We start from the raw sequence: 24,283 nt of genomic DNA on the forward strand, positions 1-24,283 counted from the left end.
TCTATGTGTACGCTCTTATTCGTATGTATTACTTTTATAAAATAACTTTTTGCGAAATTTTTTTCCAAAACGTTTCTTCTTTTGCATCAAATTGAGCTGGTTCCCCGTCAGACAATTTTTCATTTAATAATGATAATTTTTCTTGATGTTTTGCATACTCATCTTTTTTTATTAGCTCTAAACGATACGCACGATCCAAGATCGACTCTCGATAGTTAACATTCATTTTCGTTGCCTTCGCCATTTCTTACATTCCTTCCCAAAATAAATTTTCATTTTTTCGTTAAATTCTTCTATAATTATAACAAAAATATCAGAAAAATAAATATGAAACAAACGATAATTGCGAAAATTTTGTTTTTTCATGCAATTATCGTTCGATTATTTAAGAAATTAAAATTATTAACCAATAATTAATCAATCAGCAAACGCATTAAATGAACATCTAAAAATTCACCTTGGTCTGTTTTGGCACCCCGAGGCATAATTGCCTCTGTTTCAAACCCTAATTTTTTATAGACATGAATCGCTCGTTGATTGCGATCCTGTACCGTTAATTCCAAGCGACGAATAACATGACTTTCACGCGCCCAGCGAATAAGTTCTTCCATCAGGATACTGCCCAGTCCATAGCCCCAGTACTCTTTTAAAATACTAATGCCAATTTCACCAATATGCTCCATCCGCTTTTTAGAAGAAGCAGACACAGAAGCGGTCCCAATGATCGCTTCCCCCGCTAATGCCACCAATAAAACATTATTTGGTGATTCATAGAGTGTTGCTAGATTTTCAGCCAATTCTGCTGTCGACATGGCCATTCCTCGCTCATCCATTACCAAATAGGGCGTTTCACTCCCAATTTTTGACATCACAGATAGTAATTGATCCGCATCAGTAGGCACTGCTTCTCGAATAGAAAATGTTTGTTCAGTCATATTCGCGAGCCTCCCACGCTTGTAAAATCTCTGCTATTCTTTCTTCTGCCAATGGACCAGTTCCGCGGAATTCAAGAACTCTCTTGTCAGCTTCTTGAGAATCTTTATTTAAAATAATTTCTAAATAATCTTCTGGCAATTCTTCTTCAATCAAGCTGCCCCATTCTACAACGGATAGCCCATCTCCTTCAAAATACTCATCTAACCCTAATTCATCCGCACCCTCTTCAACACGGTAAACATCCATATGGTATAACGGAAGTCGTCCTTGTGGATATTCTCGGATAATCGTATAGGTGGGACTTTTAATCATTTGGGAAATGCCTAATCCTAAAGCAATCCCTTTCGTCATTGTCGTCTTACCGGCCCCTAAATCACCAGTCAGGACAATTACATCACCAGCTTGTGCCTTTTGTCCAATGATTTTAGCAATTGCTTCTGTTTCCAATGGATTGTTCAGGACAATATTCATTTTTTTTGCCTCCCATCTGCAAGAATCTATGTATGAAAGTATACCGAAAATTCAATAAGTTGACTAGTGGCAGCTTCAAAAAAATAAAGTTGAGGCCCAAGTGTCCTGGGAACCTCAACTTCTACTTTGCTTATTTATCATGCTTCGACATAGTTAATTAGTCGTTCATTAATGTTTGAGCAGCTGTAATGATTGATAATTTATAAACATCTTCTTCGTTTGCACCACGTGATAAATCAGAAACTGGTTTGTTCAATCCTTGTAAGATTGGGCCAATTGCTTCAAAGTTACCTAAACGTTGAGCAATTTTGTAGCCAATATTTCCTGATTGTAAATCTGGGAATACAAAGACTGTTGCTTCTCCAGCAACTTTTGAGTTAGGCGCTTTTAATTGTGCGACAGAAGATACATAAGAAGCATCAAATTGTAATTCACCATCAATCGCATATTCAGGTGCTAATTCTTGCGCAATTTTTGTAGCTTCAGCAACTTTTGTTACTTCTGGTGCTTTTGCAGAACCTTTTGTTGAAAAACTTAACAATGAAACTTTTGGTTCAATGTCAAATAATTCAGCTGTTTTGGCACTATCAACAGCAATTTCAGCTAATTCTTGTGCAGTTGGGTTCACGTTAATCGCGCAGTCTGAGAATAAATATCTTTCTTGGTCACGACCACGAATCATTAAGAAAGCACCACTTGTACGGCTCACGCCTGGTTTTGTTTTAATAATTTGTAACGCAGGACGAACTGTATCACCTGTTGAGTGGATAGCACCACTAACCATACCATCAGCAATACCCATGTAAGTTAACATAGTACCGAAATAGTTGACATCTTTTAAGATTTTTTCAGCATCTTCTTTAGTAGCTTTTCCATTACGGCGTTCAACAAATGCTTCGACCATTTCATCCCATTTTTCATAATCATTTGGGTTGATAATAATAAAGTTTGATGTGTTGATTCCACGAGCCATAGCAGCATTTGCAATATCTGTTGGATCACCAATTAAGATTGGTTCTACTAATTCATCAGATTTTAAGCGGGCAGCAGCACCTAAGATTCTAGGATCTGTTGCTTCAGGGAAAACAATTTTGATATTACGGCGTACGACTTTAAATTTTAAGCTATCGAATAATTCCACGATAAACCCTCCAGTTTTATATTTACAAAATCCATCATACACTATTCTCAAAGAAAATAACAGTTTTTTCTAGCTGTATTAGTCAAAAAAACCAATAATCCGATAAACTTTTCACAAACTAACTCTTCTACACTATAACAGCATACACTGTTACACTACACTGTTTCAGGAAGTTGCCAATCAATCGGCGTTTCCCCTAAACGTTCTAGAGCAGCATTCGCTTGAGAAAACGGACGTGAGCCAAAAAAACCACGATGTGCTGACAATGGACTTGGGTGTGGCGATTTGATAATCACATGACGAGTCGTATCAATCATTTTAATTTTTTCTTGAGCTGGACGTCCCCATAAAATGAAAACAACGGGTTTTTCACGCTCATTCAACTTTTCGATAATGACATCTGTCAGTTGCTCCCACCCTTTGCCTCGATGGGAATAGGCTTGACCTGCCCGAACGGTCAACACAGTATTTAATAATAACACGCCTTGTTTGGCCCAGCTTTCTAAAAAGCCATGGTTGACGGGTTGGTACCCTAAATCAGCTTGTAATTCTTTGTAAATATTCGCAAGAGATGGCGGCACTTTCACACCTGGCTGGACAGAGAAACTTAGTCCGTGTGCTTGATTGGGTCCATGATATGGGTCTTGTCCCAAAATTACTACTTTTACTTCTTCAAAAGGGGTTAGTTCTAACGCTGAAAATAAATGATACATATCTGGATAAATCGTTTGTGTCTGATATTCTTTTTTCAAAAATTCCCGCAATTCTTGATAATACGTTTTTTCAAATTCAGCAGATAAAACGGTTTGCCAACTATTGTGAATAATTTCTTTCATAATGCTCACTCCTTCGCTCTCTAAGCATAACGAATTTCTCCAAACCTGACAAGAAATTTCTGGGTACTTTCTCTTGGAAAAACGTGGTAAACTATAGGTAAGCTTTAAATAGATAATGAGGTGTAGAGAATCGATGATTAAATTAATTGCTTCAGATATGGATGGAACACTTTTAGATGCAAAAATGAGCATCACAAATGATAACGCTTCAGCAATTCGCGAAGCGGAACGTTTAGGAATCGAATTTATGGTTGCTACTGGCCGCGCATATACCGAAGCGAAACCCGCGTTAGAAGAAGCTGGAATTGACTGCGCTATGATTACTTTAAACGGCGCCCAAGTGTTCGACAAAGATGGACACTCACTTTTCACGGCTGGGATCGAAAAAGAAACAGTAACAGAAGTACTAACTATTTTGAGTCAACACAATGTTTACTATGAAATCTCTACAAATAAAGGTATTTTTTCTGAACATCAAGAAAAAAGAATTGAAAACTTTGCCGCTCATATTGCAGAATCCATGCCCCATTTAACTTATAAAGTGGCGATTGCCATGGCTTCAGCACACCTATCTTTATTGCATATTACCTATGTTGATCGTTTAGACGACATTTTAAAAGATGATTCGATTGAAGTCCTTAAAATTATTGGCTTCAGTATGGATGGGCCGAAAGTATTAGGTCCTGCTGGGATGGAAGTAGAAGAACTAGATGATTTGGTTGTTACCTCTTCTGCGCTTAATAATATTGAAATTAACCACCGCCTAGCACAAAAAGGGATTGCGGTTGCGCGCGTCGCTAAAGAACGTGGGATTCCCGCTGAACAAGTCATGACTATTGGTGATAATTTAAATGACGTCAGCATGATTCAATGGGCTGGGGTAAGTTTTGCAATGGGCAATGCCGAACTGGAATTAAAAGAATATGCTAAATATGAAACAGCCACTAATTTAGAAAATGGTGTTGGCGAAGCCATCCTGCGTGCAATAAGAGAAGATTTGTAATAAGCACTACCAGTTACAGCACTCATTTATATATAGAAAGGAGATCGTGTCGTGTCTGAATTTTTTATTCAAGAACAACAGTTAGGAAAAGTTACGCGAACCATCGTGAAAGACCAAGCAGGCCGTTCACTTTTTCTATTGGTGGGGCGCTGGGGTACACGAGGAGATGCGCTTTCTTTATATGCAATGAACGGAGAAATTTTAGCCAGTATTAAACAAGTTTCTTGGACTTTTGGCACACGATTTGAATTATATCAGCGTTTTGAAAAAGTGGGTACTCTACGAAAACTGTTCAATTTGAATGCTGATTTCTATTATGTTCAAGGCCTTCATTGGGCAGTTGTTGGTGATATCAAAGCGCACCAATATTCAATTTATCAAGTCCATAAAAAAATCATGTCAATGGATAAAACCATGCTTTGTACAGGCGACTATTTTGTTTTAACTGTTGCCAATGATGAGGACGCACCATTGTGCATCTGCATAGCAGCTGTCCTTGACTACTGGTTATATAATAAGAAAAAACAAAAAACTTCCGATGATTTTGGATTAGATTTTGATCCTTTAACGGATTAATGAAAAATAACGAAGCTAAAGTGATTGACTTTAGCTTCGTTATTTTTACACTTCTTTTTGCATATGATTGTACAAGTGACCACTAATAGTCATTGTTGTGACATCTTTAAAGCCTTTGCTTGCGTATAACTTTCTCGCCCCAGGATTGTCAAAGTCAACATTTAGACCCAAGGCTTGCTTCCCGCTAGCTTTGGCTACTTCAGGTAAAGCATCTAATAACTTAGAACCAATGCCCATTCCGCGGAAACGTTCATCCACTGAAATCGTGTCTAAATACCATTCATTAGGCAAGGTTTCTTCTTCAATAAATAGCCGAACATCTTCTGCTAAGCCATGTTTTTTAAAGACTTCTCTTAAAGGTTCATCAATAATCTTTTCATCTTCTGCAGGATAGCCGACAGCAATCCCTGCAACTTCACCTGCATGTTCATAAACTAAAATTCGTTGATAGCCATAGCGATAGGTTGGATACGCCGTTGCCTCTGCTAACAGGTCAATCATTTGTTCTTCTGAGACTTCTTCTAAAATTGGTAACTCCATATCTTTTAAAATAACTAAGACCAGCCGAGCAATCGCTTGACCGTCTTCTTTTGTTGCCGAGCGAATCATTATAATTCTCCTTTACATTTAACTAAAAAAGAACTGGCTACTATCATTACTGACTTAGCCAATTCCTTTTATCTTGTCTTTAGTATAACAAATTTATTATTGAATTTCTACTGTAACCTGACGTCGTCCCCAAGCAGTACATTGCTCTACTGAATCAAAATGAACATCAACAATATTTCCTTGAATGGCGCCACCTGTATCTCCAGCAATAGCAAAGCCATAACCAGAGACTTTCACTAATGAACCTAGAGGAATTACGCTTGGATCAACTGCAACTACATTGCTTTGTTTACTTAAGTCAATACCAGTAGCACTTAGATTACTTGCACCTGGCTCACGCCAAGAATAAGCGGTTGATTCCATCTGAAGCACACGACCAGAGCCAGTTCCTGGTGTTGATGATTCGCCTGTCGATGATTCTGGCGTTGATGACGATTCGGATGAACTAGCAGAACTTGAAGATTCAGTGCTACTGCTTTCCGTACTTGTAGAAGAGCTTGATGCTTGACTGCTTGACTCTTCAGCAGCTTCGGCTTCTAGTTTAGCCGCCGCATCTGCTTGCGCTTGTTTGTCGGCAGCTGCTTGTTTCTTCGCTGCTTCTGCTTTGGCGGTTTCTGCCGCACGTTTTTTCTGTGCCTCAGCTGCTGCTTTTTCGCTGACTAAGCGTTGTTGCTCTTTCTGTTTGTCTGTCGAAATTTGAGCCAATAATTCTTCATTATTCGCCATTTTTTCTTTTAACTCAGAGACTTTATTATTCATTGAAGAAGCTTCAACTTGTAATTTCTCTTCATTTTGTTTTAAAGTTGTTTGCGTATTTTCAACTTTTTCTTGTAATGCAGCTAACTTTTCTTTTTCGCTAGTTAAGCTTTCAATCTTTTCCCGTTCAAAGTTTTGTAAAACGGTCATGGCGTAGGCCCGATTAAAGAAATCTGATAAATTTTCTGCATCTAATAAGGCTTGCCAAGTACGTTGGTCGCCATTTAATTGAATATCCTTCATACGATCGCCAACAGCTTCTTTACGACGAGAAATATTTTTTTCTGTTTTTTCTATTTCCTCTTTCGAAGTTTTCAACGTATCTTCCGCTTTCGAAATTTGCGTTTTTAAACGTTCGATTTCCGCATATTTAGCATTTACATCGTCTAAGGCTGAATTGATTTCTTTACTAATTAACTCCCCAGATTGTTTCGCTTGCGCTTCTTTTTCTTGCAACGAATCAAGTGATTCTGCTGCCGCAGCGACTGGAAGTCCAAAATTGATAAGCATCATTGTTGTTAAAAATGGTATCAACTTTTTAACCTTCACTAAATCCAACACCTTTCCTAACTTATCTAAAACACCTACTCATTATACTAGTCAGGAGGGCTTGTTTTATTTCAATAATGTTACAATTTGTTACAATTTAAATGCAACTCTTTTTTTATCCTGCGTTTATTCATTAGTCCATTTCTATCTCAATTCTTTAAGAATTTCTTAAGACGCCTTAAAAACTAGCTTTTGATGATTTTTCTTTTTTTCATCCCATTAGACCATTGATTGAAATATTTTGTAATATTTTTTGTTAATTATTGGCCCTTTTTCTTCAAATCTTCTAAGAGATGCCGAACTTCTTTGGAATTTTTAATGTTTTTTAAAGTTAGTTTTGGGTAATTGTTAATAAAACGACGTTGTTGGAAATTTAACCGATTTTGGAAATGCTCTTTTTTGGTTCGTTCTTTTAACTTCTGCCAATCAGCTGTAGCGATTTCCATTTTTGTGTTCAACCGTTGCTTAAATTCTTGTTGGTTCGTTTCCAACGTTTGGCCCATCTCGGTAATAAGTTTTTTGAAACCTTGCATGTTCAGCAACGTATAAATTAAGTCAAGCCCCATTACAATCACTATGCAAAGTGCTAAGTAGTTGCCAAAGGTTGCTTGTAAAAAACTGACAACTTTGGCGATTTCTGGTTGAATAACTTTGACAATCAAGACACAACCCAATCCCCAAAAAAGAGAAACCGGTAAAGCCACGCGACCGTTTAAATTAAAAGGTACATCATGATAATCCCACCAAGAGGCATGAAACAATTTTTCCAAGCCATAACTAGTGACATATTCTAAAATCGTCACTAAAACAGCCGATCCGACATACAATACCAAGAGATTGTTCTCAAAGGGTTCCACAAAATAGAGAACGCTTAAGACCCCAAATCCATAAATAGGACAATAGGGCCCTACCAAAAATCCTCGATAAACAAATTTTTTGGCTTTTAATGAACAATACACCGTTTCCCATAACCAACCGATAAAGGAATAAATAAAAAATAACAAAATAACCTGACTCATTTTTTCCACGTTTCTGTCACACTCCACTTCTTTGCGCTTTTCTTCTATTTTAACAGAAGTTGAGAAAATGTAGCGAACAACTTTCTTTCATTGAAAGATTAAGCTACAATGAGAGCAGCAAAGGGAGGAATCTTATGTTTGGTTTATTGAAATACGCAAAAAATTATCGAAAACAAATTATCCTCGGTCCAGTCTTCAAATTTTTAGAAGCTTGTTTCGAGTTAGTCTTGCCCTTATTCATGGCTCACTTAGTCGATGTCGGTATTCGTCAAAACGACCGACAGACTGTCATAGAAATGGCCCTCTGGATGCTTGTTATGTCGTTAGTTGGTTTATTTTTTGTCATGATTTGTCAATATTATGCTTCAGTCGCTTCGCAAGGCTTTGGGACAGAGCTAAGAAATCAATTAATGAAGAAAATTAATCAGCTTTCACACAAAGAATTGAATAGTTTTGGTACAGATACCCTCATCACCCGGATCACAAACGATATCAACCAGCTTCAATTGGCTTTAGCGATGTTTATTCGGTTGGTCATTCGGACACCTTTTTTAAGTATCGGTTCTGTGGTCATGGCTTTTTACATTGACGTGCAGATGGGCTTTCTTTTCCTATTACTTTTACCAATTTTCAGCCTTATTCTCTTTATTATCATTAAAGTGACTGTGCCTTTATATCAAAAAGTCCAAGAATATTTGGATCGGTTAAACCGTCAAATTAGTCAAAACTTAAGCGGTGTCCGTGTAATCCGTGCGTTTGCTAGAAAGGAAACAGAGCAACGACATGTTGATAAAGCTTCAGATGATTTAGGCGATATTTACATTCGCGTATCGAATGTTTCTGCTTTATTAACGCCTTTAACCACTTTGATTATGAATGTTGGAATTTTATTTTTACTTTATTTTAGTGGCTTAAAAGTTTCTTTTGGTTCCTTGCAACAAGGGGAAGTTTTAGCATTGATCAATTATATGAATCAAATGATGCTCGCTTTAATTGTTGCTTCTAATCTCGTGGTAATTTTTACGCGAGCCGCCGCTTCCGCAAACCGTGTCAATGCGGTTTTAACTGTAGAAAGCCAGTTAACAGATACACCAGAATCAGCAAAAACATCTCCACAATTTGGTGATATTACCTTTGACCATGTAGATTTTCGCTATGAACCAGAGGCCGGTTTGGCTTTGGAAAATATCAATTTCACGATTCCTAAAGGCTCAATTCTCGGCATCACAGGACCTACCGGCAGCGGGAAAAGTACCTTAACCCAACTCATTCCCAGATTTTATGATGTGAGTGCAGGAAACCTTTTTATTAATGGTATAAATGTGCGCGATTGGCCGCTCTTTACTTTACGCCAACAAGTGGCAAGTGTCCCACAAACTGCCGTCTTATTTACAGGGACTATTCGAGAAAACTTACAATGGGGCAAACCAAATGCAACTGATGAAGACTGTTGGGAAGCATTAGCTATCGCCCAATGTAAAGAATTTGTTGAACAATTAGACCAAGGGTTAGACACGCCTGTTAACGAAGGCGGAAAAAACTTTTCTGGTGGACAAAGACAACGGTTGACCATTGCCCGTGCCTTGATTAGGAAACCGCATTTACTTATTTTAGATGATTCCTTGAGTGCCCTCGACTATCAAACAGATTTGAACCTGCGCCGTGCTTTACAAAATGAACGAGCAGAGACAACCGTTATTTTAATTTCACAACGCGTGAGTTCGATTGCAACGGCGAATCAAATTTTAGTCCTAGATAGTGGAAAAGTCGCTGGCCTTGGCACCCACGAAGAATTACTTACTTCTTCTAAAGAGTATCAAGAAATCGTTGCGTCACAGGAGGAGGATACCCATGCAAACTAAAAAAATTCATTTTGGCGCCTTCTCACGTTTTAAGCCGTATTTACTACGCTATCCAAAAGAAATTATCGGCGCCTTAATCCTAGGAATTCTCAGTGGTTTTTCGACTGTCCTCATGACTTATTATATAGGTAAATCCGTTGATACAATGGTTGGTAAAGGACAAGTCAATGCTGCACAACTCATCAAAATTTTAGGTTTATTAGCAGGGATTTTACTCGTAACCGTTCTAAGTCAATGGCTGATTCAACGTCTCGGTAATCGCGTGTCTTATTTATCGACCACACAGCTGAGAAAAGATGCCTTTGCCCATTTAAATCAATTACCGTTAAGTTATTATGACCAAACGTCACACGGAAATATCGTCAGTCGCTTTACCAACGATATTGACAATATTTCAATGGCTTGCTCGGCTGTCTTCAACCAATTATTTTCCGGCATGGCCACCGTCGTTGTTGCTTTGCTCTTTATGATTCGGCTAAGTCCCCTGCTCACATTAGTGGTTCTTATCAGTACGCCGATTATTTTTATTGTAAACTGGCTTGTTGCAAAAGCTTCACAAAAAAACTTTGCTGCACAACAAACGATTGTTGGTGAAATTTCCGGCTTCGTTTCAGAAATGGTTGGCAACCAAAAAATTGTTAAAGCCTTTCAACAAGAACAAGCTACGCAAGAAACATTTGAAGCATTGAATCAAACGTTGTATGAAAAAGGACAGAAGGCTCAGTTTTCTTCCTCCTTAACCAACCCACTTTCTCGATTTATCGACCATTTATCTTATTTATCGATTGGATTAGTCGGTGGCTTGTTAGTTTTAAGTGGCAATCCTTTAGTCACAGTTGGTGTTATTTCCAGTTTCACCATTTACTCTAGTCAATTTTCTAAACCTTTTATTGAACTCTCAGGAATCACCAACCAAATCCAAGCCGCCTTAGCTGGATTGGAACGTACCTTTGATATGATGGATCAACCAGTTGAACGTCCTGATGTCCCGAACGCAATTGTTTTGAAAGAAGCGCGAGGCCGTGTTGAATTTAAAGACGTTGATTTTTCTTACACGCCGACGCGACCTTTAATCGAAAACTTTAATTTAATTGCTGAACCAGGAGAAACAATTGCCATTGTTGGGCGAACTGGTGCGGGTAAATCAACATTAGTGAATTTGTTAATGCGCTTTTACGAGGTCGACCATGGTCAAATTACGGTTGATACTCACGACATTACTCAAATTACTCGGGACAGCTTACGAAAAAGTTTTGGTATGGTTCTCCAAGATACTTGGCTATTCGATAGTTCCATTCGGGAAAATTTAACATACGGGAATCCTGAAGCCTCTGACGAAGAAATTATAGAAGCCATGAAAAAAGCCCATATTTTTGATTTCGTCATGCGTTTACCTCAAGGACTAGATACTCAGATTGGTTCCCAAGGCGTTAAAATTTCTGAAGGACAACGACAATTAATGACTATTGCACGCACGATGATTAGTAATCCGCCGATGCTTATTTTAGATGAAGCGACCAGTTCAGTTGATACATTGACCGAGCAAAAAATTCAGGATGCTTTTTTACAAATGATGACTGGCCGGACCAGTTTTGTTATTGCCCACCGCTTAGCAACAATCAAAAGTGCTGAAAAAATTCTAGTTATGGACAACGGTCAAGTAGTTGAAATTGGCACCCATGACGAATTATTGCAAAAAGAACAGGGTTATTATCGTGACCTTTACGAAGCGCAGTTTAATCAAAAAGCACAATAAAAAAGAGTCACTTTTCTGGGATGATGAAAAGTGACTCTTTTAATTTTAAATTTATTGATCTAATTCAGATAATGGTTTCCCAAATAAACGTTTAAAGGGAATTTTATTGCCTAAATAATAAGTGGCAATTACTTGTATAGGAAAGAAAATAACTGTTTTAATTAAGCGTGGCACCCACCAAGCAAAATTTGCTAGATTGACTCCATACATTAAACTTAACCACAAAGGCGTTAAAATGATATTAATTAAAACGGTGACCAACAATGTCGCCAAAATCACTCGTTGCCATGTCATTTCTTTCTTATAATAGAAATAACCATAAATAGCACCAGCCAAAAAGGCATTTAAAGTAAACCCAGGAAAATAGCCTGCTTTTGGAAAAAGCAACATTCCTACTACATCAGCCACCGCCGTGCCGATTCCAGCCCAAAAAGGTCCGAAAATCATCCCAATCAATGATTCTGGGATAAACGTGAAACTGATTTTTAAAAACGTTGTTTCATACGCAAAAAAGCGTGAAAAAACAACGACCACCGCAATGAGTACGCCCATTAACGCAATGGATTTTGTGCCAAATTTTTTCTTTGTCATTTTTAGCATCTCCTCTAAGAGCTGCTACATGACGAACCATGCAGCGAATGCGAAAACAAAACCGCGAACATCAAAAAGCTGAACGTGTTGTTCTGATGATAAGCAAAATAAGAACCTTTGCTTTCTAGCAACACACTGTTTATGTTCTTCGTCCAAAAGGCAACATCCCATCCTTTTAGCACTTAACGCTTTGTCTCCTACTCTGTTATTTTATTTGGACAAAAGTCCTCATAAAATATACCACAAAATAGTCAAAATAACCATTAAGGTTCTCTAAAAAGCTAACGGTCGACGATCGCCTTCATGGATAACTTCACGGAAGTCCGCAAACCCCGCCTCGACACCTCTCAAAAGAATTTCAGCACTGCCGATATTGGTTGCTAAAGGAATTTCATAGACATCACTTAGACGAATCAAAGCTGTCACATCTGGTTCATGCGGTTGCGCGGAAAGAGGATCTCTTAAAAAAATAACTAAATCAATGTTGTCTTCTGATATCATTGCGCCAATCTGTTGATCCCCACCTAATGGCCCCGATTTAAAGCAATGCACGGGTAAGCCAGTTGCTTCCATCACTTTCATGCCTGTCGTTCCTGTTGCATACAATTCATGTTTTTCTAAAATATGTTTATAAGCGGTTGCTAGTTTGATCATTAATGTTTTTTTACGATCATGAGCGATTAAAGCGATTTTCATGTTATCCAACTCCTGTCTTTGTTATATTATAACAAAAGTTTATCGATAAATCCGCTGAGAGTGTTTGTCCTTTGTCACCTTGACGAAAAAGTCTTCTTTTTCTTGTGCAACTCTCCCTTGCTGAAAGATAGCGTTTTCATTTAAACTATGAGTAACAAATCAAAAAGAAAAGAGTGACGTATCAAATGGTGGAAATGGCGCTTAGAAATGTGTATAAAAAATATGACAATGCAGAACATTATTCTGTTACAGATTTTAACTTAGAAATTACAGACCGTGAATTTATCGTCTTTGTCGGACCTTCTGGTTGCGGTAAATCAACAACATTGCGAATGATTGCTGGCTTAGAAGATATTACTGAAGGTGAATTATCAATTGGGGACAAAGTCATGAATGACGTTGCGCCAAAAGATCGTGATATTGCCATGGTTTTCCAAAACTATGCGCTTTACCCGCATATGACTGTTTTTGATAACATGGCTTTTGGTTTAAAACTAAGAAAATATGATAAAGCTGAAATTAAAAAACGGGTGGAAAATGCTGCGGATATTCTGGGCTTAACAGAGTACTTACAACGTAAACCTGCGGCGCTTTCTGGTGGACAACGCCAACGTGTTGCACTTGGCCGGGCAATTGTTCGTGATGCCAAAGTCTTTTTAATGGATGAACCTTTATCAAACTTGGATGCAAAATTACGTGTAGCCATGCGTGCTGAAATCGCTAAACTACACCAACGTTTAGAAACTACGACAATTTATGTGACACATGACCAAACCGAAGCGATGACCATGGCTGATCGAATCGTAATTATGAAAGATGGCTTTATTCAACAAATTGGTTCACCAAAAGAAGTTTACAATACACCTAAAAATATGTTCGTAGCTGGGTTCATCGGCTCACCTGCCATGAATTTCTTCAAAGTTACCTTAAATAATGGGGTTATTTCTAACCAACATGGCTTAAAGCTAGCAATTCCTGAAGGAAGAAACAAAGAGCTTGTTGAACATGGTTATGAAGGCAAAGAATTAATTTTCGGTATTCGTCCAGAAGATATTCATAGCGAACAAGTGGCTTTAACAGCAATGAAAGATGCAGTGATTAAATCTGAAGTTGTTGTTTCTGAATTATTAGGGGCTGAATCCATGCTTTATACAAAAATTGGTGATACAGAGTTTATCTCAAAAGTAGATGCTCGTGACTTCCACCATCCTGGTGAAATGATTGACTTAGCTTTTGATATTAACAAAGGACATTTCTTCGACCCTCAAACAGAAGAAGTCATTAAATAAAAAAATCTCGAGGCATCCGTCACAATGACGGATGTCTCGATTGTTTCTCTTTATGCTAATTTAACCTTCTTCTTTATCACTTTGGGTTGTTTCGCTTCTGTAAAAGTTGGAATATCTACATGTTTACTTAAGGTACTTGCTAAAAAGTAGGCAATACTGAAATCCACCAAACTATGAATTAATCCACCAACGCCCATCAAAAGAAAAATAGAATACATGAAGCCGGCTGTATAATAAGTTCCTGGCAAGTTGCCCATTGTGTAAAATACAGAAACAACCACTAGCTCGGCAGCGGAATGAATCACTCCAATTCCCACGTTAAACAACTGTAATTTCCCATTTAATAAAGTGAATTTCCCCTCTTTATTGATTAAAATTTCTGGATGCTTTTGTAAAATCACTGCGCCAATGACTGCAAAAATCAAATGAGATAAGGCCCGCAAAGCAATAATCGGTGTTGCGGATAAGAAAAAACCAAAACCTGTTCCTAGACTAACCGCAATTGCCACCACTGGAGAAATAAACATGGCAATAAAAACTGGGACGTGACTTGCTAACGTAAAACTGGCTGGACCAATGGTAATTCTTGGCATAACCATTGGAATGATAATCCCCATTGCAATTAAAAGTGCTGAAATTGTTAAACGTTTTACTGAGTTTGTTTTCATTAAAACTGCCTCCTAAAGGTGTCATGACACCTTTTTGTTTTTCTCAAGTGTAGCTGAACGGCCGCAATGTGTCAAGACACATAAAAGAACTTTCTGTTATTTCTCATAAATAACAGAAAGTTCTTTTTTATACTGGTTTATTTTTTTCTAAAGCATTACTTAAACGAGCGAATTCTTCTAAAGACAATGTTTCACCACGTCTAGAAGGATCAATTTCTGCTTCAGCTAGGCTCTCTTTTAGCCAAGCCACCGTTTGTTCATCTTTCCCATAAAAATGCGTTAAGTTATTCCACAATGTTTTACGTCTTAATTGGAAACTGGCTTTGGTTAATTTGAAAAATTCTTTTTCATTGGTCACTGTCACTGCTGGTGTAGCACGGCGCGTCAATTTAATAATCGCCGAGTCAACATTGGGCTGCGGCACAAAAACTGTTTTTGGCACAATAAAGGCGACACTTGCTTCCATAAAATATTGGACAGCAATTGATAATGAGCCATAAGCTTTCGTTCCTGGTTTAGCAGCAATTCTATCAGCGACCTCTTTTTGCATCATCACAACCATTTCAGCTACATCTAAAGAAGATTCTAAAAAATGCATCATAATTGGCGTAGTAATATAGTAAGGTAGGTTAGCCACCACTTTAATCGGATACTTCTCTTGAAAAACTTGGTTGGTTGTCTCGACCAAATCAGCTTTTAAAACATCCTGATGTACCACTGTCACATTATCATAGCGACTTAAGGTATCCGCTAAGACAGGAATCAAGCGATCATCAATCTCAAAAGCCACAACTTGGGCTGCGTTCATCGCTAATTGCTCTGTTAATGCACCAATTCCAGGCCCGACTTCGACAACATTTGTCCGCTGATTGATTCCCGCTGTTTCTACAATTTTTCTTAAAATATTAGGCTCTGTCAAAAAATTTTGACCTAAACTCTTTTTAAATGAAAATCCATGCTTTTTTAGTATTTCTTTGGTTCTGGATGGTGTGGCAATTTCTTTATAGTCCGTCACGCTTGTTCCTCCATGTAGTTATTCTTCGTTTTCAAGTTCTTTTAAAATACGTGTCATGCTTTCTTTCAATTCTGCTTCTGTAATCCGAAACATGCTTAACCGTTTGACTAACTGTTTGCTATTTGTATAGCCAATTCTTAGGTCATCTCCTAATAATTCACGGTATTTTTTTGCATTTGCTCCCGCTATTAAACCATATTCAACTAGTGTTTGTCTAGGAATTTCTTGATAGTCTTCATCAGCTTGAACAGGTGTTACAACTTTTTTTAAGGCTTCAATAATTGCTTCATCACTAGCATGTTCAACCCCTAGGCTACCGCCATTTTTTTTAGGAACTGCAACTTTTCTTGATAAAAAAGCATGCTTTGCATCAGGGACAACTTCCATTATTGTTTTACGAATTTTTTCGCCCGAATAGTCTGGATCTGTAAAAATAATCACGCCTCTCGTTTCTTGTGCGTGTTCAATTTGTGTCAAAATTTCATCATTGATAGCAGAACCAATCGTTTCAATCGTATCCGCTGCAACTACCTCTTGAATGCGGCGTGTGTCGTCTTTTCCTTCAACGACAATGATTTCTGCAACTTTCATTTTTTCCTTCATTTATCTATCCGAAACAAGCGATGAGCGTTGACTCTCGTTTGTTCTGCCACTTCTTCAAAGGTTAGTTGTCGTAATTCAGCAATTTTTTCCACTACGTATCGTGTATAGCCGGGTTCATTCCGTTTACCACGATAAGGAACAGGGGCTAAATAGGGTGCATCTGTTTCCACCAACATTCTTTCTAGTGGTACCGCCATCGCCGCTTCTTGAACATCCAACGCCTTTTTAAACGTTACGACTCCGCTAAAAGAAATATGCAGACCTAAATCTAAAAATTTCTTCATCCACTCAGCATCGCCACTGAAACTATGCATGATTCCACCAATATCTGAAACTTTTTCATCTTTTAAAATTCGATAGGTATCTTCTAATGCCTCTCTCGTATGCACACTAAACGGTAAATTCATTTCCCGAGCAATCGCAATTTGACGGCGAAAGACTTTTTCTTGCACCTCTTTAGGATCCTCCATCCAGTAATAATCAAGACCGATTTCACCTAATGCGACAATTTTTGGTAACGTTAATTGTTCTTGTAATCGACGTTCAACCTCTGGCGTATAGCTGCCCGCTTCTGTTGGATGCCAACCAATGATACTATAAATATTGGCATATTCCTGACTAAGTAAAAGAGATTTTTCAATCGTTGGTTCATCAAAACCGACCACGGCCATCTCTGTAACACCCAATTCTTGGGCATGTGCAATCGTTTCTGGAATATCATCATTAAATTGTTCTGCATTCAAATGTGTATGTGTATCAAAAATCATTATGATTGCCTCCTTTATCTCCTCTCTACTTTATCATATTTCTTGAAAAATCTGAATGACTAGGCAACAAGATTCGCCATTTCCTCATAAACAGCGCTTGCATTTATGCTAAAAGTAACGTATACTATTCAGTCATGTTATTAAAAGGAGGAATCTCCATGACCGATGAAAAAATTTATGAACAACAGCATTTAACAACGGTTTATCATGAGCTACAAGCGGCTAAAAAAGTTTACGAAGAGCAATTGGCGAACACAATGAAAGATGGCAAACATATGCTAGAAGAATTTGGTCGCGATTCTAAGCTGAATTTTGATAGTTATGCCGATAATCTAGAGACGTTTGCCATGTTGGAAATGAAGAACCGTGAAATTGATCAGTGGAACTTAAAAAATGAAGCAACGGCTAAAAATTTAGACAAAGTGAAACGCCTATTACAAGTTCCTTATTTTGGCAAAATTGGCGTGACTTTTGAAGACAGCCCTGAAGAGCCAGAAAACTTTTATATTGGCGTAAACGATTTTACTTCTTTAGAAGAAGAAACGCGCATTCACGATTGGCGCTCACCGATTGCTTCGTTATTTTATGACAATGTTTTAGGGAAAACAGCCTACATGGCACATCAACAAACCATTCCTGTACAACTTGATTTGAAAAGACAGTTAATTATTGAAAAAGATCAATTAATCAACTATTTTGACACAACCATTGCGATTCAAGATGATGTGTTATTGCATTCTTTAGAAGAAGATGCTTCTCCTTATATGAAGGACATTACGACAACCATTCAACAAGAACAAAATCAAATAATTCGTGATGAAACGCAGCCACTCCTACTAGTCAACGGGATTGCTGGTAGTGGGAAAACGTCTGCGATTATGCAACGGATTGCTTATTTACTTTATCAACATCGAGCAGAAATTACGGCGGATAATATTTTATTACTTTCACCAAATTCAACATTTATTGATTATATTTCTCAAGTTTTACCGAATTTAGGCGAACGAAATCCCTTGAATTTGACTCTTTTACAATTTTTGCGCTTCACTACCAAAGAATCATGGCCAATGGAAGAAGAAACGGACTATTTCGAACGCATTACTCGCTCTGAGGCAACGGAGCAAGAGCACGTTATTCGTTCAAAAGAATTTGCAACGTTTCTTTTAAGCAATCCTGAAAAAGCGGTTGTGCAGCCACATTTTTTCCGTCCTTTAACTTTTAAAAAGCAGACCTTATTTACTTCAGAAACAATTTTTAAACTTTATCAAGAAACACCAGCTGACTTGAGTATTCGCCAACGAATTTCAGCCACAAAAGAAAAGTTAACCAGTCTTTGGACACGGTACTTATTAAAACAAGCCCATTCTAAAAAAATGTTGGATCAATTCCAAGATTTAACAGAAGCTGAACAAGTTCGTTATTTTGGCACAGTGATTACCGAAGATAATGAAAAACATCTGGCTGATTTTGCTTTAAAACGTTTGAAGAAAAAATATCGCTCCATCACTGCCGCTATCAAAAATGATGCTTGGCTAGATCAATGGGCCTTTTTTGAAACGTTTTATTCTTTATTCACTGAAAAATCGTATCAAAAAGAGACAGCTGTTTTCACAGCCGATGAAATTGTGGCCCTTATTTTGGTGAAACATGCATTTATTGAAAACCTCGCCAACCAGCAAATGGCTTTTATCCTAGTCGATGAAGTCCAAGATTATACAGAAGCCCAATTATTATTACTGCTGACACTTTTCCCTAAAGCTAGTTTTACTTTAGCTGGTGATGAAAATCAAGCCATTTTTAATACAGCCATTGAATTTTCTGAAGCCCATGATCTATTGGTTAACGAAACCAGCCGTTCTGTTGGAACCTATCAATTATTAAACAGTTACCGTTCAAGTAAAGAAATTACACGACTCTTCCAAACATTAGGCACTCAACCAGAGCAATTAACCATTGTGCCCATCCGGCATGATGGAGAAAAGCCGACATTTATTCCTTGTGACTCTGCGTCTGACTATCTTAAAGCAATCGTCACTTCCATTGCAACTTTTGATCCGAAAGAAAGCACCGCCATTATTACTAAAACTTTTGCAGAAAAAGAACAATTAACAAAAGAACTCAGTGCTTCTCTTTCATTGGAAGAGCATCCGTCACTGCAAGTTTTATCAATTGATATGGCAAAAGGTCTAGAATTTGATAATGTAATTCTTCATAACCCAAATGTTAATCGTTATTCCGACAATAAACGAGATAAAAAAATCCTGTATACTGCTATTTCTCGTGGAATGAAACGGGTCGTTTTACCTTATACCGGCACACTTTCTGAATGGTTTACACCTTACTTGGCAGCCCAGTAACTGAGACTTAAGACGGATTTTATTTTTAGAAAAACCACTTATAATAGACGAGTAGGTACTGCTTTTTAATTAGCAGACCTACTCGTTTGTTGTCTCTTAAGTTGAGAGGAGCGTGATAAGGTGAAACAATCACCTGATTTAGAAAATTTTTTAAAAACCTCTATCCAAAAAAATGTAACTATTGAGCGAAAACAACAAAACCAAACCATTTGGCACTGGCTACTGCTTATTTTATTTGGCTTGCTAACCTTTGGCTCACTGACACAGCAGTTACTCCTAATTGGCTTGTTTACACTTATTGCCGCTATTGTTAAAGGTCCCTTAATGCTCGTCTGGGGAACCATCTATTCGGCGTTAGTGGCTTTGTTTCCACCTTTTGCTTTAGTCCTATCTTTACTTTTTTTTATAATTAATTTAGGCACCGTTATGAAAAGTTGGCGGATTACTTTAACAAGTGCTTACTTTTATCTAATTCCTTTAAGTTTTAGTCTCTTGAAAACGACCGACTGGGTATCAACGCCTTATTTCCTGACAGGCTTGGCTTTGTTAAGTATTTTAGGACTGCATTTTATATTAGAGTGGCTCTATAAAAATAATAGCTTAGGCCGCTTACTCACGTGGCAAATTATTAGTGTCCCTTTTTCACTCTTACTGATCATTTTACCAAGTCGCCTAACGAAAGGCCGTTTTGGTAAAAAACGAATACCTAAAAAAGTGAAACTCTAAAATAGAAAAGCCTAGGAAAAATCGCAAATAATTTTTTCTAGGCTTTTCTTCGATTCTTTTAATTTAAAAATTCGTTGATTTTCGATTTTAGGACGTCGATAAAACTGGAGAAAGAGAGTTCATTTGTTTGTGAATATGTCCAATGAGCCAATAACAGAAAAACTAAAATAACCAGTATCGCAACCACTAAAAAGGTTCTAATTCTTGCCCTTCTTTTTCTACGTTGAACTGTTAGCCGTGCTTGTTCCCTTACTCTCATAGCTTCTAAATAATACGGACGCCATTTAGGATCATTTTTTCGTTGCTCATAAAATTTAAATTTATGATAAGCCATCAAACTTCCCCCACATCAAATCACTTTTCTTCTAGTATACAAAAAAAGTAGTAAAGATAAAAGGTTACAATTCACCTTTTATCTTTACCACTTATGCTTTTATGCGATTCCTGCACCATTTGGCATTTCTTTTGGTGCTTCAACAATTTGAAGTTTACCTTCTGGTGATTCAGCTGAAAGAATCATTCCTTGGCTAATTTGACCACGCATTTTTCTTGGTTTTAAGTTAGCCACAATGACTACTTTTTTGCCAATTAGCGCAGCTGGATCTGGATAAAATTCAGCAATACCTGAAAGAATTTGACGATGGTTTTCATCTCCAGCATCTAAACGGAATTGCAATAATTTATCTGCTCCTTTGACTTTTTTACAGTCAATAACTTCGGCAACTTTTAATTCCACTTTATCGAAATCATCGTACTTAATTTGTTTTTCTTTCGTTGAAACCAACGTTGTTTCTTCTGGATTCCATTTAATATCCTCTTCTGTAGCACTTTCGCTTTGGGACATTTTCTTTTGAATATACGTTACTTCTGTTTCAATTTCTAAACGTGGGAAAATAGGTGTTCCTTTACTTGTTACTGTTACGTCTGTTGGGAACTCACCAAAATGAATATTTTCCATGTTCATTGTTTCTGGATCTAAGCCTAATTGTTCGAAAATTTTCCCTGGTGTTTCTGTCATGACTGGTTGCAATAAGATTGCCACAATTCGTAAGCTTTCCGCTAAATGGATCATGACACTTTCTAATTCGTTGCGTTTCTCTTCTTCTTTAGCCAATACCCAAGGCGCTGTTTCATCAATATATTTATTGGCACGAGAAACTAGCGTCCAGATTTCTGCAATGGCCGTATTAAATTCCATTTTTTCCATTGCTTCATGATATTTTCCAATAACATTCGCCGCAGTTGTCGATAGTTCACTATCAAATGGGGTAACTTTTGAAGCATAGGCTGGTACTTTGCCATCACAATATTTATTAATCATCGCAATTGTTCGATTCAACAAGTTTCCTAAGTCATTAGCTAAATCATAATTTAAGCGAGAAACGAAATCTTCTGGTGTAAACACGCCATCACTACCAAATGGAATTGCTCGTAATAAATAATAACGTAACGCATCTAGACCGTAGCGTTCTACTAACATTTCAGGGTAAACAACATTTCCTTTAGATTTAGACATTTTTCCGTCTTTCATCAATAACCAACCATGTCCAAAGACTTTTTTCGGTAATGGTAAATCCAAGGCCATTAACATAATTGGCCAATAAATCGTATGGAAACGCACGATTTCTTTCCCAACCATTTGCACGTTCGCAGGCCAATATTTTTGGAATAATGAATCATCTTCTGAGCCATAACCTAGTGCTGTAATATAGTTTGATAACGCATCAATCCATACGTAAACCACATGTTTTGGATCATTTTTTAATGGAATTCCCCAAGAGAAAGTCGTTCTTGAAACGGCTAAATCTTCTAATCCTGGTTTGATGAAGTTATTTAGCATCTCATTTTTACGAGATTCTGGTTGAATAAATTCTGGATGTTCTTCGTAATATTGTACCAAGCGATCCGCATATTTACTCATGCGGAAGAAATAGGATTCTTCTTTAACTAATTCGACTTCGTGACCACTTGGTGCTTTCCCACCAATGACATTGCCTTCGTCGTCACGATATACTTCAGCTAATTGTGTTTCAGTGAAAAATTCTTCATCAGAAACTGAATACCAACCTTCATATTCTCCAAGGTAGATATCTCCTTGTTCTACTAAACGATCAAAAATTTGTTGCACGGCTGCCATGTGATAATCATCCGTTGTCCGAATAAATTTATCATAGCTGATATCTAATGTTTTCCATAATTTTTGAACATCTGCTGCCATTTTATCAACGTACTCTTTTGGTGTCACATTCAACTCAGCAGCTTTTTTTTCAATTTTTTGGCCATGTTCATCCACACCTGTTAAATAAAATACATCAAAACCCATTAAACGCTTGTAACGGGCCATTGCATCGCAGGCGATTGTTGTATATGAATTCCCAATATGTAATTTCCCACTTGGGTAATAAATTGGGGTGGTAATATAAAATGTTTCTTTCTGTGACATACAGAAAAAACCTCCTTTAGTCATTTTCCTAAACCCTCAGGATTTACTCCTAAACAGTATACCATAATTAGACATTATTAAACTATATTTCTTGTCGGTTTTCTCTTGAAAATGAAGAAAATGCCAGAAAGAAAAGAGAGAAAGACCTGTCTAATTGACAAGTATTCCTCTCTTTTTTTGTTCATTTTTATTCTTTTGTCTCGAAACGAACGATACTATGGTGTCGGCCATAAAAGAAATAAATAGCCAAACCAATCACTACGGCTACGCCAAATACTTGCCAAGTAGCTAAAGACAATTGGAACATCAAAGCCGCGCAAACCACGATTGAAATTAATGGTAGAACCGGCACAAGCGGCACTTTAAATTCACCTGCTTGCGGTTCTCCTTTCATTGTCCGTAATTTGATAATTCCTAAAGCGAGAAACATCAGATAAAAGAGTGTCACGATATTTGTAAGTTCAGCCAACATCTCCATTGGAACAACACCAGCAAAAACCATTGCTAAAAATCCAGCTACATAGGTTGCATTCTTAGGTGTGTGCCGCTTCTCATCAATTTTGCTCATAAACTGCGGCAATAATCCATCTTTACTAATCGCATAAATCACACGGGCTAAACTGTACATCATCGCAATCGTCACTGTTAATAAGGTTAAAATAGCGCCAACTGAAATGATTGTCGCGATTGCGCCATGATTAATGAAACGCATCGCAAAAGCCACCGGATCCTTGACCCCTAAATCCGTAAATGGAACAATCCCAGTTAAAACTAATGTAACAACAATATATAACAATGTTGAAATAATAATGGAACCAATAATCCCTTTTGGAATATCTTTTTTCGGATTCTTCACTTCCTCCGCAGCCATGCTGACCGCATCAAACCCTAGAAAGGCAAAGAAAACTAAAGCAGCACCACTGAAAACGCCTGAAAAACCATAAGGAATAAATGGTTGCCAGTTCGTTGGTTTCACATAAAAGATTCCCACGAGAACAAATAATAAAATAATCCCAAACTTCACGAAAACCATTAAGTTATTTAAACGTAACGCTGTTTTCGCTTCTAAGGATACCCAAAAAGTTACAGCTACAACGACCAACATGGCAATCAAATCAATATATGTACCATTTGTTGGATTATAAGCACCACTTAACGCTTGCGGCAAAGAAAAACCTAAGCTATCCAAAAAGCCATGGACATAGCCTGACCAACCTGAAGCAACGGATGAAACCGCCAAGAAAAACTCACAAATAATCATCCAACCAGTCATCCAAGCCACAATTTCTCCAAAGACCACATACATGTAGGCATACGGCCCACCAATGACCGGAATACGTGATGCAAATTCTGCATAGCATAAACCAGATAAAATAATCGCGGCTGCTGCTACCAGAAATGATAAGACGAGCCCTGGACCTGCATAGCGTTCCGCTGCGACACCTGTCACAACAAAAATCCCTGTTCCTACTACAGCCCCAATTCCTAGAAAAATTAAGTCCATCGTCTTAAGATTTTTTTTCATCCCACCACTGTCATTGACAGGCACAGTGATTTCTTTTTTTCTGAAAATAGACATGTGTTTACCCCCGTAAAAAAAATAAGCGTAAATAA

24 protein-coding genes and 1 riboswitch are annotated in these 24,283 nt (G+C 37.6%); of the genes, 7 read left to right on the top strand and 17 right to left on the bottom strand.

Annotated elements, in window-relative coordinates:
* Nucleotides 1-34 precede the first annotated feature (34 nt).
* From AB3I34_RS05140 to AB3I34_RS05160, 5 genes are all read right to left on the bottom strand, one after another.
* A complete protein-coding gene (locus tag AB3I34_RS05140; RefSeq protein WP_002355840.1) occupies nucleotides 35-244 on the bottom strand; it encodes a hypothetical protein in 210 nt (69 codons plus the stop codon).
* A 169-nt stretch (nucleotides 245-413) separates the two neighbouring features.
* On the bottom strand, nucleotides 414-935 hold the full coding sequence (locus tag AB3I34_RS05145) for a GNAT family N-acetyltransferase (RefSeq protein ID WP_010712101.1): 522 nt from the start codon (nucleotides 933-935) through the stop codon (nucleotides 414-416).
* A complete protein-coding gene (tsaE, locus tag AB3I34_RS05150; protein ID WP_002376131.1) occupies nucleotides 928-1,407 on the bottom strand; it encodes a tRNA (adenosine(37)-N6)-threonylcarbamoyltransferase complex ATPase subunit type 1 TsaE in 480 nt (159 codons plus the stop codon). The genes AB3I34_RS05145 and tsaE overlap by 8 nt, the downstream gene beginning before the upstream one ends.
* A 157-nt stretch (nucleotides 1,408-1,564) precedes the next feature.
* Nucleotides 1,565-2,548, bottom strand: a complete 984-nt coding sequence (pta, locus tag AB3I34_RS05155) for a phosphate acetyltransferase (RefSeq protein ID WP_002355836.1) — start codon at nucleotides 2,546-2,548, stop codon at nucleotides 1,565-1,567.
* Nucleotides 2,549-2,703: 155 nt separating this feature from the next.
* Nucleotides 2,704-3,384, bottom strand: a complete 681-nt coding sequence (locus AB3I34_RS05160) for a uracil-DNA glycosylase (protein WP_010712100.1) — start codon at nucleotides 3,382-3,384, stop codon at nucleotides 2,704-2,706.
* A 133-nt stretch (nucleotides 3,385-3,517) separates the two neighbouring features.
* Between AB3I34_RS05160 and AB3I34_RS05165 the strand changes: the two genes are divergently transcribed.
* Nucleotides 3,518-4,387 carry a Cof-type HAD-IIB family hydrolase gene (locus AB3I34_RS05165; RefSeq protein WP_002383369.1) on the top strand — a complete coding sequence of 290 codons (870 nt, stop codon included), beginning with the start codon at nucleotides 3,518-3,520 and terminating at the stop codon, nucleotides 4,385-4,387.
* 51 nt (nucleotides 4,388-4,438) lie between these two features.
* Nucleotides 4,439-4,963: an LURP-one-related/scramblase family protein gene (locus tag AB3I34_RS05170; protein WP_002355833.1), complete on the top strand. Its 525-nt coding sequence runs from the start codon at nucleotides 4,439-4,441 to the stop codon at nucleotides 4,961-4,963.
* 45 nt (nucleotides 4,964-5,008) lie between these two features.
* Here the strand turns inward: AB3I34_RS05170 and AB3I34_RS05175 are convergent, their stop codons facing one another.
* From AB3I34_RS05175 to AB3I34_RS05185, 3 genes are all read right to left on the bottom strand, one after another.
* Entirely contained in the window at nucleotides 5,009-5,572 is a 564-nt protein-coding gene (locus AB3I34_RS05175; RefSeq protein ID WP_002355832.1) for a GNAT family N-acetyltransferase, read from the bottom strand.
* Between the two features lie 96 nt (nucleotides 5,573-5,668).
* Nucleotides 5,669-6,838: a 3D domain-containing protein gene (locus tag AB3I34_RS05180; RefSeq protein ID WP_050560641.1), complete on the bottom strand. Its 1,170-nt coding sequence runs from the start codon at nucleotides 6,836-6,838 to the stop codon at nucleotides 5,669-5,671.
* A 299-nt stretch (nucleotides 6,839-7,137) separates the two neighbouring features.
* Nucleotides 7,138-7,905 (bottom strand): putative ABC transporter permease, encoded by a 768-nt coding sequence (locus tag AB3I34_RS05185; RefSeq protein ID WP_002387023.1) that lies wholly within the window; start codon nucleotides 7,903-7,905, stop codon nucleotides 7,138-7,140.
* Between the two features lie 125 nt (nucleotides 7,906-8,030).
* Here AB3I34_RS05185 and AB3I34_RS05190 point away from each other — a divergent pair, with 125 nt between their 5' ends.
* Together AB3I34_RS05190 and AB3I34_RS05195 are read left to right on the top strand one after the other, a co-directional pair.
* On the top strand, nucleotides 8,031-9,758 hold the full coding sequence (locus AB3I34_RS05190) for an ABC transporter ATP-binding protein (protein ID WP_010712098.1): 1,728 nt from the start codon (nucleotides 8,031-8,033) through the stop codon (nucleotides 9,756-9,758).
* Nucleotides 9,748-11,514: an ABC transporter ATP-binding protein gene (locus AB3I34_RS05195; RefSeq protein ID WP_010712097.1), complete on the top strand. Its 1,767-nt coding sequence runs from the start codon at nucleotides 9,748-9,750 to the stop codon at nucleotides 11,512-11,514. The genes AB3I34_RS05190 and AB3I34_RS05195 overlap by 11 nt, the downstream gene beginning before the upstream one ends.
* A 51-nt stretch (nucleotides 11,515-11,565) precedes the next feature.
* Here AB3I34_RS05195 and AB3I34_RS05200 read toward each other — a convergent pair whose 3' ends face one another.
* Both AB3I34_RS05200 and mgsA read right to left on the bottom strand, forming a co-directional pair.
* The gene (locus AB3I34_RS05200; RefSeq protein ID WP_002385065.1) at nucleotides 11,566-12,114 is read right to left on the bottom strand and encodes a folate family ECF transporter S component; all 549 of its coding nucleotides are present in this window, start codon (nucleotides 12,112-12,114) and stop codon (nucleotides 11,566-11,568) included.
* Nucleotides 12,115-12,144: 30 nt separating this feature from the next.
* Nucleotides 12,145-12,312: riboswitch (THF riboswitch) on the bottom strand.
* A 66-nt stretch (nucleotides 12,313-12,378) separates the two neighbouring features.
* On the bottom strand, nucleotides 12,379-12,801 hold the full coding sequence (mgsA, locus tag AB3I34_RS05205) for a methylglyoxal synthase (RefSeq protein WP_002355823.1): 423 nt from the start codon (nucleotides 12,799-12,801) through the stop codon (nucleotides 12,379-12,381).
* Nucleotides 12,802-12,986: 185 nt separating this feature from the next.
* On the opposite strand from mgsA, the gene AB3I34_RS05210 reads away from it, so the two are divergent.
* Nucleotides 12,987-14,090, top strand: coding sequence for an ABC transporter ATP-binding protein (locus AB3I34_RS05210; protein WP_002355822.1), 1,104 nt, complete (start codon nucleotides 12,987-12,989; stop codon nucleotides 14,088-14,090).
* A gap of 50 nt (nucleotides 14,091-14,140) precedes the next feature.
* Here AB3I34_RS05210 and AB3I34_RS05215 read toward each other — a convergent pair whose 3' ends face one another.
* The 4 genes from AB3I34_RS05215 to AB3I34_RS05230 form a co-directional block, all read right to left on the bottom strand.
* A complete protein-coding gene (locus AB3I34_RS05215; RefSeq protein WP_002355821.1) occupies nucleotides 14,141-14,758 on the bottom strand; it encodes a hypothetical protein in 618 nt (205 codons plus the stop codon).
* 127 nt (nucleotides 14,759-14,885) lie between these two features.
* The gene (gene rsmA / locus AB3I34_RS05220) at nucleotides 14,886-15,773 is read right to left on the bottom strand and encodes a 16S rRNA (adenine(1518)-N(6)/adenine(1519)-N(6))-dimethyltransferase RsmA (protein ID WP_010712096.1); all 888 of its coding nucleotides are present in this window, start codon (nucleotides 15,771-15,773) and stop codon (nucleotides 14,886-14,888) included.
* An 18-nt stretch (nucleotides 15,774-15,791) separates the two neighbouring features.
* On the bottom strand, nucleotides 15,792-16,376 hold the full coding sequence (rnmV, locus tag AB3I34_RS05225) for a ribonuclease M5 (RefSeq protein ID WP_010712095.1): 585 nt from the start codon (nucleotides 16,374-16,376) through the stop codon (nucleotides 15,792-15,794).
* A complete protein-coding gene (locus AB3I34_RS05230) occupies nucleotides 16,373-17,143 on the bottom strand; it encodes a TatD family hydrolase (RefSeq protein WP_010712094.1) in 771 nt (256 codons plus the stop codon). Before AB3I34_RS05230 ends, rnmV begins: the two co-directional genes overlap by 4 nt.
* A gap of 134 nt (nucleotides 17,144-17,277) precedes the next feature.
* Between AB3I34_RS05230 and AB3I34_RS05235 the strand changes: the two genes are divergently transcribed.
* Nucleotides 17,278-19,500 (top strand): UvrD-helicase domain-containing protein, encoded by a 2,223-nt coding sequence (locus AB3I34_RS05235; protein WP_002395665.1) that lies wholly within the window; start codon nucleotides 17,278-17,280, stop codon nucleotides 19,498-19,500.
* A gap of 120 nt (nucleotides 19,501-19,620) precedes the next feature.
* Nucleotides 19,621-20,226 (top strand): hypothetical protein, encoded by a 606-nt coding sequence (locus tag AB3I34_RS05240; RefSeq protein WP_010712092.1) that lies wholly within the window; start codon nucleotides 19,621-19,623, stop codon nucleotides 20,224-20,226.
* Between the two features lie 58 nt (nucleotides 20,227-20,284).
* Here the strand turns inward: AB3I34_RS05240 and AB3I34_RS05245 are convergent, their stop codons facing one another.
* The 3 genes from AB3I34_RS05245 to AB3I34_RS05255 all read right to left on the bottom strand — a co-directional run bounded on the left by AB3I34_RS05245 (nucleotide 20,285) and on the right by AB3I34_RS05255 (nucleotide 24,248).
* Nucleotides 20,285-20,560: a hypothetical protein gene (locus AB3I34_RS05245; RefSeq protein WP_002361374.1), complete on the bottom strand. Its 276-nt coding sequence runs from the start codon at nucleotides 20,558-20,560 to the stop codon at nucleotides 20,285-20,287.
* Nucleotides 20,561-20,659: 99 nt separating this feature from the next.
* Nucleotides 20,660-22,669: a methionine--tRNA ligase gene (gene metG / locus AB3I34_RS05250; protein ID WP_002355813.1), complete on the bottom strand. Its 2,010-nt coding sequence runs from the start codon at nucleotides 22,667-22,669 to the stop codon at nucleotides 20,660-20,662.
* 187 nt (nucleotides 22,670-22,856) lie between these two features.
* Nucleotides 22,857-24,248, bottom strand: coding sequence for an amino acid permease (locus AB3I34_RS05255; protein WP_002361373.1), 1,392 nt, complete (start codon nucleotides 24,246-24,248; stop codon nucleotides 22,857-22,859).
* Between the last annotated feature and the right edge of the window lie 35 nt (nucleotides 24,249-24,283).

The sequence above is a fragment of the Enterococcus sp. C102(2024) genome (assembly GCF_040888205.1).
GTDB classification, from domain to species: domain Bacteria; phylum Bacillota; class Bacilli; order Lactobacillales; family Enterococcaceae; genus Enterococcus; species Enterococcus faecalis.